This window comes from Pantoea sp. (assembly GCF_039594315.1).
In the GTDB taxonomy this organism is placed as follows: Bacteria; Pseudomonadota; Gammaproteobacteria; order Enterobacterales; family Enterobacteriaceae; genus Pantoea.
In genome coordinates this window covers 1-13318 of record NZ_JBCNNP010000020.1, presented here as the reverse complement: position 1 = coordinate 13318, position 13318 = coordinate 1, and the positions used below count along the sequence as shown (strand labels likewise).

The window sequence follows — 13318 nt, the reverse complement described above, 5'->3', positions numbered from 1 at the left end:
TCGATGCGTAAGCCAATCATCGCCGTAATTATTGTAGTGCTGGTGGTGCTTTACGCGTCACTGTTCGTGGTGCAGGAAGGTCAACGTGGCATTGTGCTGCGCTTTGGCAAAGTTCTGCGCGATAGCGAAAACAAACCGCAGGTATACGCGCCAGGTCTGCATTTCAAGATTCCATTCATTGAAACGGTTAAATCGCTGGATGCACGTATTCAGACCATGGATAACCAAGCCGATCGCTTTGTTACCAAAGAGAAGAAAGACCTGATCGTTGATTCTTATATCAAATGGCGCATCAGTGATTTCAGCCGTTACTACCTGGCAACTGGCGGTGGCGATGTTTCTCAAGCGGAAGTACTGCTGAAACGTAAGTTCAGTGACCGTCTGCGTTCTGAAATGGGTCGTCTGGATGTTAAAGACATCGTTACTGATTCGCGTGGTCGTTTAACGACTGACGTTCGCGATGCGCTGAACACCGGTACCGCAGGTGCTGATGATGAAGTGCAGACGCCAGCCGCCGATGATGCGATTGCGAATGCGGCGGCACGTGTAGAGCGTGAAACCAACAGCAGCGAACCGGCACCGAACCCGAACAGTATGGCGGCATTAGGTATTCAGGTGGTTGATGTGCGTATCAAGCAGATTAACCTGCCAACCGAAGTGTCTGATGCGATCTACAACCGTATGCGCGCTGAGCGTGAAGCGGTTGCACGTAGCCAACGTTCACAAGGCCAGGAAGAAGCAGAAAAACTGCGTGCTCAGGCCGATTATCAGGTAACGCGTACGCTGGCAGAAGCACAGCGTCAGGCTCTGATTTCACGCGGTGAAGGTGACGGTGAAGCAGCAAAACTGTTTGCTGATGCTTTCAGCCAGGATCCTGATTTCTACGCCTTTATCCGTAGCCTGCGCGCTTATGAAAATAGCTTCGCAGACAACCAGGATGTGTTGGTATTGAGCCCGGATAGCGATTTCTTCCGCTATATGAAAGCGCCCTCTAACGCTACGCGTTAAGAACTGATATAACTCTGAGGCCGACACTGTTGTCGGCCTTTTTTTTGGGAAAAAATCATGAATACAACCATCTGGATGGCGCTGGCTTTGGTTTTAGTGCTGGAAGGACTTGGGCCGATGTTTATGCCGCGCGCCTGGCGTCGCATGATTTTGGCGATGACGCAGTTGCCCGATCGTCTTCTGCATCGTTTTGGCGGTGGTTTAGTGGTGGCTGGCGTGGTGATTTACGCCATGATCAGCTTGCATGCGCGTTAATTAGCGTAAATTTGTGCGCTGTCGCACGGTGAATTGTGTCTCATTGCCGCGCTTCCCCCAACATGTTGTGAGCTGACCAAAACTCAGGCAAAAAACAGCGCAATCGTATGCTAAAAGTGCTGAAAGAGACAAAATCAGGTGGTAGAATCCTTTTTTAAGCAATCGGTGATTTTGAAAAAATGGGTAAGAACGTCGTCGTACTGGGCACCCAATGGGGTGACGAAGGTAAAGGTAAGATCGTAGACCTTCTGACAGAGCGCGCGAATTACGTCGTGCGTTATCAAGGTGGCCACAATGCAGGCCACACACTTGTCATCAACGGTGAAAAAACCGTCCTCCACTTAATTCCCTCTGGCATTCTGCGTGAAAACGTCACCAGCATCATTGGTAATGGTGTGGTGTTGTCGCCTGAAGCGCTGATGAAAGAGATGAAAGGGCTGGAAGAGCGCGGTGTGCCGGTACGTGAACGTCTGCTGATCTCTGAAGCTTGCCCGTTGATTCTGCAATACCACGTAGCAATGGATCTGGCGCGCGAAAAAGCGCGTGGTGCCAAAGCTATCGGCACCACTGGCCGCGGTATCGGCCCAGCCTATGAAGATAAAGTGGCTCGTCGCGGTCTGCGCGTGAGCGATCTCTTCAACAAAGAAACCTTTGCGGTGAAGCTGAAAGAAATCGTCGATTTCTACAACTTCCAACTGGTTAACTATTACAAAACCGACGCGGTTGACTACGAAAAAGTGCTGAACGATGTGCTGGCTGTTGCCGACATCCTGACCAGCATGGTAGTTGACGTTTCTGAACTGCTGGACGGCGCGCGTAAGCGTGGCGACCTGATCATGTTCGAAGGCGCGCAGGGTACGCTGCTGGATATCGATCACGGTACCTATCCGTACGTGACGTCTTCTAACACCACCGCAGGTGGCGTAGCGACCGGTTCTGGTATTGGTCCACGTTACGTTGATTACGTACTGGGTATCGTGAAAGCCTACTCAACCCGTGTGGGTGCAGGTCCATTCCCGACTGAACTGTTTGATGAAACTGGCGAGTTCCTGTGCAAACAAGGTAACGAGTTTGGCGCGACCACCGGTCGTCGTCGTCGCACTGGCTGGTTGGATGCGGTTGCCGTGCGCCGTGCCGTACAGATCAACTCACTGTCAGGTTTCTGCATGACCAAACTGGACGTGCTGGATGGCCTGAAAGAAGTGAAAATTTGCGTGGGTTATCGCATGCCAGATGGCCGCGAAATGACCACCACGCCGCTGGCTGCTGAAGGCTGGGAAGGCATTGAGCCGATTTATGAATCAATGCCAGGCTGGAGCGAAACCACCTTTGGCGTGAAGACGCTGGATGGTCTGCCGCAAGCGGCTCGCGACTACATCAAGCGTGTAGAAGAAGTAACTGGCGTGCCGATTGATATTATTTCTACCGGCCCAGACCGTAGTGAGACCATGATTCTGCGCGATCCGTTCGACGCATAATCTTCAGAGGCCGGACAATGTCCGGCCTTCATTTATCTGCTCTTCAACGCCTCTCACTCTGTTTTTTCTCGCAAATATCGGCACTTGCCGGAAAAAAACGCACCGGCCTCCACGCTCTGGTTTATCATCATACTTAAATATCACGCCGACCGGCGCATAACCATAACGACCGATGATTCTTTGAGGTATATGTGCAGCTAACAAGTTTTACCGATTATGGTCTGCGTGCGCTGATTTACATGGCGACGTTACCGGAAGGTAAGCAGACCAACATCACCGAAGTGACCGATACCTACGGGGTGTCGCGTAACCACATGGTTAAAATCATCAACCAACTCAGCCGGGCAGGCTTTGTCGCCGCAACACGCGGTAAAAACGGCGGAATTCGTTTAGGCATGGACCCGGAAAAAATTGTGATCGGCGACGTGGTGAGAAAAATGGAGCCATTGCAGCTGGTGAACTGTGATGAGTGCGTGATTACTCCAGCTTGTCGCTTACGCAAAGCGCTGTACGATGCGGTCCAGCTATTCCTCAAGGAACTGGACAAGTACACGCTGGCCGATTTGGTCAAAAACAACGACTCGCTGTACCAACTTTTATTGTCCGAACCGCCGGTGGCAATTCAAATTAAATGACATCGGAGGAACCGTAATGTCAAAAGATCCTTTCCAGGATAGAGAAGCTGAAAAGTACGAAAACCCTATTCCAAGCCGCGAATTTATCCTGGCACTGTTAGAAAAACGGGAAAAACCGACCAACCGCGATGATATCGCGCAGGAACTGAACATCACCAGCGAAGAGCAGCTCGAAGCGCTGCGCCGCCGTCTACGCGCCATGGAGCGCGACGGTCAGTTGGTGTTCACTCGCCGTCAATGTTATGCCTTGCCTGAACGTCTCGATTTGCTACGTGGCAAAGTGATTGGTCACCGCGATGGTTATGGCTTCCTGCGTGTGGAAGGCCAGAAAGATGATTTCTATCTCTCCGCTGAGCAGATGAAATTCTGTCTGCACGGCGATGTGATTCTGGCGCAGCCAGGCAGCGCCGATCGTAAAGGTCGCCGTGAAGCGCGCGTAGTGCGTGTGCTGGAGCCGCGCAACAGCCAAATCGTCGGCCGTTTCTTCACGGATGCTGGCACCGCGTTTGTGGTGCCAGACGACAGCCGCTTAAGCTTCGACATCCTGATTCCACAAGAAGAAACGTTGAATGCGCGTATGGGCTCAGTGGTAGTGGTGGAAATCACCCAACGCGCCACGCGTCGCACTAAAGCGCTGGGTAAAATCACCGAGCTGCTGGGCGATGATATGGGCACCAGCCTTGCCGTTGATATGGCGGTGCGCACCCATGAAATTCCGCACACCTGGCCGGAAGAAGTTGAAAAACAGATCGCCAAACTGAAAGAAGAAGTGCCGGAAGAAGCCAAACAAGGCCGTATCGATCTGCGTAAATTGCCGTTGGTGACTATCGACGGTGAAGATGCGCGTGACTTCGATGACGCCGTGTTCTGTGAGAAGAAACGTGGCGGCGGCTGGCGCCTGTGGGTGGCGATTGCTGATGTCAGTTACTACGTGCGTCCGGGCACGCCGCTGGATGACGAAGCGCATCAGCGCGGCACCTCGGTGTATTTCCCGTCGCAAGTTATCCCGATGCTGCCGGAAATCCTCTCGAACGGTTTGTGCTCACTGAATCCGCAGGTGGATCGCCTGTGCATGGTGTGTGAGATGACCATCTCCTCGAGCGGCAAACTCACTGGCTTCAAACACTATGAAGCGGTGATGAATTCCCACGCGCGTCTGACTTACAACAAAGTGTGGAGCATTCTGCAAGGCGATGTCGAGCTGAGTGAGCAATATGCGGCGCAGGTTCCACATCTGCATGAACTGCACAACATGTACCAAGTGCTGGAAACTGCGCGTGAGCAACGTGGCGGCATTTCGTTTGAAACGGAAGAAGCCAAGTTCATCTTCAACGCCGAACGTCGCATTGAGCGCGTTGAGCGTACTTCGCGTAATGATGCGCACAAGCTGATTGAAGAGTGCATGATTCTCGCCAACATCGCTTCGGCGCGTTTTGTTGAGAAAAACCAGGAACCAGCATTGTTCCGCGATCACGATCGTCCAAGCGAAGACAGCATCAAGAGCTTCCGTACGGTGTTGAACGAGTTGGGCTTGAGCCTGCCGGGCGGCGCGAAACCGCAGCCGATCGATTATGCCGATTTGTTGAAACAAGTGGCCGATCGTCCGGACGCCGAAATGCTGCAAACCATGCTGCTGCGTTCGATGAAACAGGCGGTTTACGATCCTGAAAACCGTGGCCACTTCGGCCTTGCGCTGGCTTCGTATGCGCACTTTACCTCACCGATTCGTCGCTATCCGGATCTGCTGCTGCATCGCGCCATCAAATATCTGCTGGCGAGAGAGCGTGGCGAAGTAGATGGCATCACCACGCCAACCGGCGGCTATCACTACGACATGCAGCAGATGCTGCAACTCGGCCAGCACTGTTCGTTGACTGAACGTCGTGCTGACGAAGCCACGCGCGATGTTGCTGATTGGCTGAAGTGTGACTTCATGCAGGATCAGGTCGGAAACGTATTCAACGGTGTGATCTCCAGCGTCACCGGTTTTGGTTTCTTCGTACGCCTCAATGACCTGTTCATTGATGGCTTGGTGCACGTCTCGACGCTGGATAACGATTACTATCGCTTCGATCCGGTGGGGCAGCGTCTGATTGGCGAATCCGGTGGCCGTACTTATCGTCTCGGTGATGCGGTCGAAGTGCGCGTCGATGCGGTGCATATGGACGAACGCAAAATCGACTTTGCGCTGATCTCCAGCAAACGCGTGCCGCGCGGCGAAGGTAAAACCGAACGCGAGCGTGAAAAACGTGGCGGCAAACCGCCAGCCAAACGTCGTCGCGATGCCGGTAAGAAAGGCACCTTCGAGCCAGATTCTGCTTTCCGTGGCGACAAGAAGAAACCCGCAGTCGCCGCTCAGGCCGCAAAAGGCGGCAAGAAAAAACCGGCCGTTGCTGAGCCTGCGGTGAAAACTGAGAAAAAAGGCAAAAAAGTCTCGGATAAAACCCGTAAAATCGCCGCCGCTACCAAAGCCAAGCGCGCGTCGAAGAAGCAACCTGACGAAGCCTAAAGATGGCTGGCCCGAATGGGCCAGTCCTCAACGATCTACATCCAACCTTGAGCAAAGTAATGAGTGAAATAATTTTTGGTATTCATGCCGTGCAGGCGCTGCTGGAGCGCGATCCTCAGCGTTTTCAGGAAGTCTTTATCCTCAAAGGCCGTGACGATCGTCGCCTGCATCCGCTGATCCTCGCGCTGGAAGCTCAGGGCATTCCGGTGCAAGTTGCCAATCGCCAATGGCTCGATAGCCAGGTTGAAGGCGGCGTGCATCAGGGGATCGTGGCGCGCGTGAAACCGGGCAAACAGTACCAGGAAGGCGATCTGCCGGATCTGCTGCAAAGTCTGGAAAAACCATTCTTGCTGGTGCTGGATGGCGTTACCGATCCGCACAACCTGGGCGCTTGCCTGCGCAGTGCTGATGCGGCGGGTGTGCATGCGGTGATTGTGCCAAAAGATCGTGCAGCTCCGTTGAATGCCACCGCCAAAAAAGTGGCGAGCGGCGCGGCGGAAAACGTGCCGTTGATTCGCGTCACCAATCTGGCGCGTACTTTGCGTCTGTTGCAGGAATACAACATTTGGGTGGTGGGCACCGCAGGCGAAGCCGATCATACCGTTTACCAAAGCAAAATGACCGGCCCAATGGCGCTGGTGATGGGCGCGGAAGGTGAAGGCATGCGTCGCTTAACCCGTGAACACTGCGATGAGTTGATCAGCATTCCAATGGCTGGCAGCGTCTCTTCTCTGAACGTGTCGGTCGCCACTGGCGTCTGCTTGTTCGAAGCGGTACGTCAGCGCCAGGCGTGATCCTCGCCGCAAAAGATTTTCCAGGCCAGGCATAACTACAAATCCCCTTCATACTTTAGAAACACGTATGAAGGGGAATGCTCAATGAACTGGAATACCCACACCGTATTCAATCAGCCACATCCACTCAACAACAGCAATTTGTTTACCCGTGATATCGCCTTGTGCGAGGCCGTGGCACGCGAAGGCGCCAGCTGGGACCGTGAATGGCTGGCTTCGGTAGGTTTGCAACTTGGCAGCGCCGAATCGTTGGAACTCGGCCGCCTGGCCAATGCCGAACCGCCAGAATTGCTGCGCTACGATGCGCGCGGTGAACGTCTCGACGAAGTGCGTTTTCATCCGGCGTGGCATTTGTTAATGCAGGGATTATGCGCCAGCCGCTTACACAATCTGAGTTGGCAACCTGATGTGCAGCCGCATGCGATGGTGGCGCGAGCGGCGCGCTTTATATTGCATGCGCAGGTTGAAGCCGGTTCGCTTTGTCCGGTCACCATGACGCACGCCGCCATTCCGCTACTGCAAAATCACCTTCCTCAAACCTACGAAGATTGGTGCGATACGCTGCTCAGCGATCGTTACGATGCCCATCATCTGCCCGGTAATAAAAAGCGTGGTCTGCTGATTGGTATGGGCATGACGGAAAAACAGGGCGGCACCGATGTACTCAGCAACACCACGCGCGCTGAACCCTTAGGCATACGCGGGCCGGGCGAAGCGTATCGTATCACCGGCCACAAATGGTTCTTCTCGGTGCCGCAAAGCGATGCACATCTGATTCTGGCGCAAACCGCGCAAGGACTGAGCTGCTTCTTCCTGCCACGCTTGCTGCCCGACGGCACGCGCAACGCCATCCGTCTTGAACGCCTGAAAAACAAGTTGGGCAATCGCTCGAATGCCAGCGCCGAAGTGGAATTTCAGGATGCCATCGGCTGGCTGATGGGCGAGGAAGGCGAGGGCGTGCGGCTGATCCTGAAAATGGGCGGTATGACACGCTTTGATTGTGCGTTGGGCAGCCACGGACAAATGCGCCGCGCGCTATCGATTGCGGTACACCATGCGCAGCAGCGTCAGGTGATGGGCAAAAATCTCAGCGATCAACCTTTGATGCGCGCAGTGCTGGCGCAGCAGGCGCTACAACTGGAAGGACAAACGGCATTGTTGATGCGCTTGGCGCGTGCCTGGTCAACGCCCGCGAATCAGCATGAACGTTTATATGCACGCTTATTCACGCCCGCCGCCAAGTTCGTGGTGTGCAAGGCGGGGATGCCGTTTGTCGCGGAAGCGATGGAAGTGTTGGGCGGCATTGGTTACTGCGAAGAGAGCGAGTTGCCGCGCTTGTATCGTGAAATGCCGGTAAACAGTATTTGGGAAGGCTCTGGCAACGTAATGTGTCTCGATGTGCTGCGCGTGATGGGCCGCCACGCTGAAGTGATGACCATGCTGCACGATGAGTTTGACGCGGTGAAAGGCAGCAATCGTCATTTTGATCGCCGTTGGCGGCAACTGCGTTTGCAGCTCGCCAATCCGCGCGAAGGGCAAGCGCGCGAAATTACCCGCGAGTTGTATCAGCTGGCGACGGCGGCAATTTTGCTGAAAGTAGCGGAACCGCCGCTGGCCGATGCATGGTGCCAGCAGCAATTGGATACACGCGGGCATCGCGCGTTGAGCGAGGATCTCTGCTCGCGCTTACTGCTGCGCACCAGCGCTGGCTGAAGGCGCGCCATACAGAATCGCCGTGGCGTACCAGAAGCTCGGAATAGTGGTTTCATCCAGCATCAGGATTTGGTAATAAACCGCACCGGCTTGATTGGCTTTAGCCGCAATGGCGCGCTGAGCATCATCCGGTGAACCGCGTGTGGTAGCAGTGATATTGCCAAGTTTCGGCAAACCATAGCTTTGTGCGCGGGTGATTTCCTGCGCATGATTGCTCGGTGCGGGTGGCGCTTGTGGCGTGGTGGTGAAAGCAGAACATCCGCTCAACAATAAAGACAACGCCAGAAATAGAGTGCGCATAGCCATTCCTGAACAGGGAAGATGGCTCAAGTGTAAGCCATCTTCCTGTGGCTTTTAGTCCTTCAGATGAAAAATGCTCACCAACTGCGTCAGATGATGGCCTTTCTGACTCAAATGATTGGCGGTGGTTTCCGACTGATTAACCATATCGCTGCTTTGATGGGTTGCCTGGCTGATGTGGTTCATCGCCAGATTAACCTGACCAATACCCGCCGCTTGTTCCTGTGCGGCAATATTAATCTCGCCCATCAAGGTTTTAACCTGCTCGATGTGATTGACGATGTGGCTCATCGCATCGCGCGTTTGCTCGGACAGCGCGTGTCCCGCGGCCACCTTGTCGATCGACGTGGCAATCAAACCGTCAATCTCTTTAGCGGCATTAGCGCTGCGTTGTGCCAGCGCGCGCACTTCCGCCGCTACCACCGCAAAGCCTTTGCCGTGTTCGCCAGCACGCGCCGCTTCAACCGCGGCATTCAACGCCAGAATGTTGGTCTGGAAGGCGATCGATTCAATCACATGGGTAATATCGGCAATGCTTTGCGAAGCAACGCGAATCTCCGACATGGTTTCCACCGAGCGCGCCACGGTGCTGCCGCCGTGATTGACGGTATTCGCCGCTTCACCCACCAACGCCATTGCCTGACGCACGTTGGCCGCAGTTTGCGCCACCGTGGCACCAAACTGTTCCATGCTGGCTGAGGTTTCTTCCACGCTGCTGGCCTGGCGGCCAATCTGCTCGCTGATACTCGAACTGCCGGCGGCGATGCTGTCGGTGCCGCTGCTGATATCGCGCGCGGCCGCACGCACCTGACTCACCACTTTCTCCAACCCGTCGCCAATACCGTTGATCGCGCTGACCAACTGGCCGATTTCGTCACGACGGCTGGATTGGAGATGCGCCTGCAAATTACCGGCGGCGTACTGCTCGGCCAGATGAATCACCTGTTGCAGCGGACGCGTAATGGCGCGGCGGCTGTACCAGATGAAGCCCAGCGCAAAGGCAATCACCAGCGCCAAACCTATCGCCATAAACAGATTGCGACTGTGTGTGATCGGCGCCAGCAGACTCGCGCGGCTGACTTCACCGGCAATAATCCAGTTCCATCCAGGCAGTTGTTGCCATGCCAACAGTTTGGTTTCGCCATCCAGTTCCAACGAGATCAATCCTTTTGGTTGGCTCAACAGTTGTTGCTGGGTGGCTTGATCCCACTGTGGCAGCTTGCCTTCGTTTTGACGATCAAACAGGTATTGCCCCTGGTTGCTGCCCGGCGCGCCGTTCAGCACAAAGAATCTGCCGCTATCACCTAAATGGCGAGCCAGCACTTTGTCGCGCATCAAGGTGTACTGCGCATCAATCTGCACGCCAACAAACAGAATAGCGATCACCGCGCCGTCATTGTCTTGCACCGGCTGATACTGCGTGATGTAGCGATGGCCGAACAGCGTTGCCAGGCCGCGATAAACCTGGCCCTGATTGACGCTGCGCCATGCCGCGCTGCTGCGGTCCAGCTTGGTGCCAACGGCGCGATTGCCATCCTCTTTCTTCAACGACGTTGCGATGCGAATAAAGTCGTCGCCATCGCGCACGAAAATGGTCGAGACTGCGCCGGTACGATCAAGGAAATCATCCACCGCAATCTGATCAAGGTTGAGGGTTTTTAATCCGGCACGCAGCGTGGGCGTGCTGAGCGCGCCGACCTGAATGCGCTCGTTTTCGTCACGGCTAAAACGTTTTGGCAGAAAGCTTTGGAATAGCTTGGTGTAGTTGGCCACCTCTTCGGAGAGTGTGGCGTTGAACATGGTGGCCATTTCATTAATGCCTAGCACCTGGTTCTGCATATCATCGGTTGCCAGCTGTTCAAGCTGACGCGCGGCGTTATGGCTCAGGGTTAAGGTCAGAGTAAACAGCACAATTGCCACGCTCAAAGACGTCAATACAGACAGCTTAATTCCGAGACCCATGGCGCTGAGAGAAAGACGCTTCATAAAGTACCTTTTTTGAAATTATTGAAGGGGTACAAGATCAACGGCAAAAAGCACAAAAAGTTTAGTGCGGAAATTATTCGAATTAAATGTGAAGTGGCTCGCGTTTTGTCGTGTAGCACTTACACTGTGTCCAGTGATAATCATTCTCAACGGAGGCGGTATGATTGAGTTGGCAACGGAGAATCTGGCGGGGATCGAATGCATTCATGCGGCACCGGCTGGACAGCGGCAATCGCGGTTACCGACGGTGTTGTTCTATCACGGATTTACTTCATCCAAAGAGGTGTACAGCTACTTTGCGGTGGCGCTGGCGCAAGCCGGTTTTCGCGTCATCATGCCGGATGCGGATATGCACGGCGCACGCTATAACGGCGATACCGAAGCGCGCATGACGCATTTCTGGGAGATCCTCAAACAGAACATCGACGAAGTGGCGCTGCTGGAAGCTGCGCTGCGTGAGCACGATTGGATCGCCGATGAACGCTTCGCGGTGGCGGGCGCTTCGATGGGCGGTATGACCGCGTTGGGCGCGATGGCACGCTATCCGCAGATCCACAGCGTGGCGTGCATGATGGGTTCCGGTTACTTTATGCAGCTCAGCCAAACGCTGTTTCCGCCGCTGGTGGCGCGTACGCCAGAACAAAAAGAGACGCTCGCTGCGCGTCTGGCTCCGTTAGCGCCTTACGATCCTAGCCAACATTTAGATAAATTGGCCAATCGGCCTTTGCTGCTGTGGCACGGTGAAGCGGATGAAGTGGTGCCATTTGCCGAAACGGCGCGACTGGATAAAGCGTTGCGTGAAGCCGGGTTAGATCAGCATCTGACGTCATTATCTGAGAAACATATCGGGCACAAGATTACGCCAGCGGCGCTAACGGCGTTGGTGAGTTTCTTTAAACATCATCTATAGAAAACATCAGGCTGGCGTGATAAACGCCAGCCTGTTACGACAAGCCGGATTACAGTTGTGACGACAACCGATCGGCCGCACTGCTATTGGCACTGACTGGGTTAGTATTGGCAGGCGCATCCAGCCGGTTGACGTAGACATAGCCTGAAGCCGCATTGCTGTTACTTCTCATCTGCTGCGCATAGTCAGCGGAGCTGGCAAAAGCGGGTGGAGACAGGAAGAGACCCAGTAAAGTGGCGATAATGATAGTTTTCATAATCGACTCCAAACTCACAGGGAATTCACTCTAAGACGCGACAAATTGGCCAAACCGTTGCGCCTGTAAATAGTGTAGTTCTTCGCCACATTGCTGCCAGATCGTCCTGTTGAACGCCTCGTTCAGAGAATTTGAACCATCGCGACTTAACCCGCTGAATCACAATGCTTAGCACAAAAGGTGTTAGCGCCCGGCACGAACCCCGCGATTTGATGAATTGTGCGCTTGAGTTTCAAGCAAGACGCCAGTATGATTACGCGTCAATTTTTCAGCTGCATTCAGAGGTGTGTTTCATTCATTGCAATGATCCACCACCTATAACGTTCCTTGCTTCCATGGGCCGCAGCTGACCCCGACAGGAGGCTGAATAATCCGTAAGGAGCTATCGATGCGTCATTACGAAATCGTATTTATGGTCCATCCTGACCAGAGCGAACAGGTTCCAGGTATGATCGAGCGTTACACTGGTGCTATCACCGGTGCACAAGGCACGATCCACCGTCTGGAAGACTGGGGCCGCCGTCAGCTGGCTTACCCAATCAACAAACTGCACAAAGCACACTATGTTCTGATGAACGTAGAAGCTCCGCAGGAAGTGATTGACGAGCTGGAAACTAACTTCCGCTTCAACGACGCCGTTATCCGCAGCATGGTTATGCGCGTTAAGCACGCGGTAACTGAAGCATCTCCGATGGTTAAAGCGAAAGATGAGCGTCGTGATCGTCGCGAAGACTTTGCTAACGAATCGGCTGATGACTCAGATGCTGGGGATTCTGAAGAGTAATCCGACATGACGGCAAATCGGCTGCGCCTGTCTGGCACTGTGTGCAAGACGCCAGTTCGAAAAGTCAGCCCGTCAGGGATTCCTCATTGCCAGTTCGTGCTTGAGCATCGTTCTGTGCAAGAGGAAGCCGGTTTCCACCGGCAAGCCTGGTGTCAAATGCCGGTGATTATCAGCGGCAGCACCCATCAGGTGATTACTCAACATATAACGGTCGGCACGCAACTCACTCTTGAAGGTTTCATTAGCTGCCATCAGGCACGCAATGGGCAGAGTAGAATGGTGTTACATGCCGAGCAGATTGATTTGATAGATTCTGGAGACTAGCCTAATGGCACGTTATTTCCGTCGTCGCAAGTTCTGCCGTTTCACCGCGGAAGGCGTTGTAGAGATTGATTACAAAGACATCGCTACACTGAAAAACTACATTACCGAAAGCGGTAAAATTGTCCCGAGCCGTATTACCGGTACTCGTGCAAAATACCAGCGCCAGCTCGCTCGTTGCATCAAGCGCGCTCGCTACCTGTCCCTGCTGCCGTACACTGATCGTCATCAGTAATCGGTAGCTGTCCATTAACGACTTTAAGAGGATAAGGTAATGCAAGTTATTCTGCTTGATAAAGTAGCAAACCTGGGCAGCCTGGGTGATCAGGTTAACGTTAAAGCGGGCTACGCTCGTAACTTCCTGGTTCC

General features: G+C 54.0%; 14 protein-coding genes and 1 pseudogene. 12 read left to right on the top strand and 3 right to left on the bottom strand.

Annotation, left to right across the window (positions count from 1 at the left end; genetic code table 11):
* The first annotated feature begins 3 nt into the window (after positions 1-3).
* The 7 genes from hflC (at position 4) to ABDW13_RS13280 (ending at position 8392) form a co-directional block, all read left to right on the top strand.
* A complete protein-coding gene (hflC, locus tag ABDW13_RS13310; protein ID WP_343553032.1) occupies positions 4-1008 on the top strand; it encodes a protease modulator HflC in 1005 nt (334 codons plus the stop codon).
* Between the two features lie 57 nt (positions 1009-1065).
* Positions 1066-1263, top strand: coding sequence for a DUF2065 family protein (locus ABDW13_RS13305; RefSeq protein WP_343553031.1), 198 nt, complete (start codon positions 1066-1068; stop codon positions 1261-1263).
* 179 nt (positions 1264-1442) lie between these two features.
* Complete coding sequence (locus ABDW13_RS13300) at positions 1443-2741, top strand: adenylosuccinate synthase (protein ID WP_343553030.1); 1299 nt, start codon at positions 1443-1445, stop codon at positions 2739-2741.
* Between the two features lie 191 nt (positions 2742-2932).
* The gene (gene nsrR, locus ABDW13_RS13295) at positions 2933-3376 is read left to right on the top strand and encodes a nitric oxide-sensing transcriptional repressor NsrR (protein WP_343553029.1); all 444 of its coding nucleotides are present in this window, start codon (positions 2933-2935) and stop codon (positions 3374-3376) included.
* Between the two features lie 16 nt (positions 3377-3392).
* The gene (rnr, locus tag ABDW13_RS13290; RefSeq protein ID WP_343553028.1) at positions 3393-5885 is read left to right on the top strand and encodes a ribonuclease R; all 2493 of its coding nucleotides are present in this window, start codon (positions 3393-3395) and stop codon (positions 5883-5885) included.
* 59 nt (positions 5886-5944) lie between these two features.
* Positions 5945-6679: a 23S rRNA (guanosine(2251)-2'-O)-methyltransferase RlmB gene (gene rlmB, locus ABDW13_RS13285; protein ID WP_343553027.1), complete on the top strand. Its 735-nt coding sequence runs from the start codon at positions 5945-5947 to the stop codon at positions 6677-6679.
* An 84-nt stretch (positions 6680-6763) separates the two neighbouring features.
* Positions 6764-8392 (top strand): isovaleryl-CoA dehydrogenase, encoded by a 1629-nt coding sequence (locus ABDW13_RS13280; RefSeq protein ID WP_343553026.1) that lies wholly within the window; start codon positions 6764-6766, stop codon positions 8390-8392.
* Here ABDW13_RS13280 and bsmA read toward each other — a convergent pair.
* Positions 8366-8692: a biofilm peroxide resistance protein BsmA gene (gene bsmA / locus ABDW13_RS13275; RefSeq protein WP_343553025.1), complete on the bottom strand. Its 327-nt coding sequence runs from the start codon at positions 8690-8692 to the stop codon at positions 8366-8368. The two genes, ABDW13_RS13280 and bsmA, sit on opposite strands and share 27 nt — an antisense overlap.
* A 54-nt stretch (positions 8693-8746) precedes the next feature.
* Positions 8747-10678, bottom strand: a complete 1932-nt coding sequence (locus tag ABDW13_RS13270; protein WP_343553024.1) for a Cache 3/Cache 2 fusion domain-containing protein — start codon at positions 10676-10678, stop codon at positions 8747-8749.
* A 160-nt stretch (positions 10679-10838) separates the two neighbouring features.
* On the opposite strand from ABDW13_RS13270, the gene yjfP reads away from it, so the two are divergent.
* On the top strand, positions 10839-11588 hold the full coding sequence (yjfP, locus tag ABDW13_RS13265) for an esterase (RefSeq protein ID WP_343553023.1): 750 nt from the start codon (positions 10839-10841) through the stop codon (positions 11586-11588).
* 49 nt (positions 11589-11637) lie between these two features.
* Here yjfP and ABDW13_RS13260 read toward each other — a convergent pair whose 3' ends face one another.
* On the bottom strand, positions 11638-11844 hold the full coding sequence (locus ABDW13_RS13260; RefSeq protein ID WP_343553022.1) for a hypothetical protein: 207 nt from the start codon (positions 11842-11844) through the stop codon (positions 11638-11640).
* 388 nt (positions 11845-12232) lie between these two features.
* Between ABDW13_RS13260 and rpsF the strand changes: the two genes are divergently transcribed.
* From rpsF to rplI, 4 genes and pseudogenes are all read left to right on the top strand, one after another.
* Positions 12233-12628: a 30S ribosomal protein S6 gene (gene rpsF, locus ABDW13_RS13255; RefSeq protein ID WP_101762874.1), complete on the top strand. Its 396-nt coding sequence runs from the start codon at positions 12233-12235 to the stop codon at positions 12626-12628.
* A gap of 6 nt (positions 12629-12634) precedes the next feature.
* The gene (gene priB, locus ABDW13_RS13250) at positions 12635-12952 is read left to right on the top strand and encodes a primosomal replication protein N (protein WP_007892027.1); all 318 of its coding nucleotides are present in this window, start codon (positions 12635-12637) and stop codon (positions 12950-12952) included.
* Between the two features lie 4 nt (positions 12953-12956).
* Positions 12957-13184 (top strand): 30S ribosomal protein S18, encoded by a 228-nt coding sequence (rpsR, locus tag ABDW13_RS13245; RefSeq protein ID WP_002210155.1) that lies wholly within the window; start codon positions 12957-12959, stop codon positions 13182-13184.
* A 39-nt stretch (positions 13185-13223) separates the two neighbouring features.
* A pseudogene (gene rplI / locus ABDW13_RS13240) lies at positions 13224-13318 on the top strand (50S ribosomal protein L9); the annotation flags it as partial.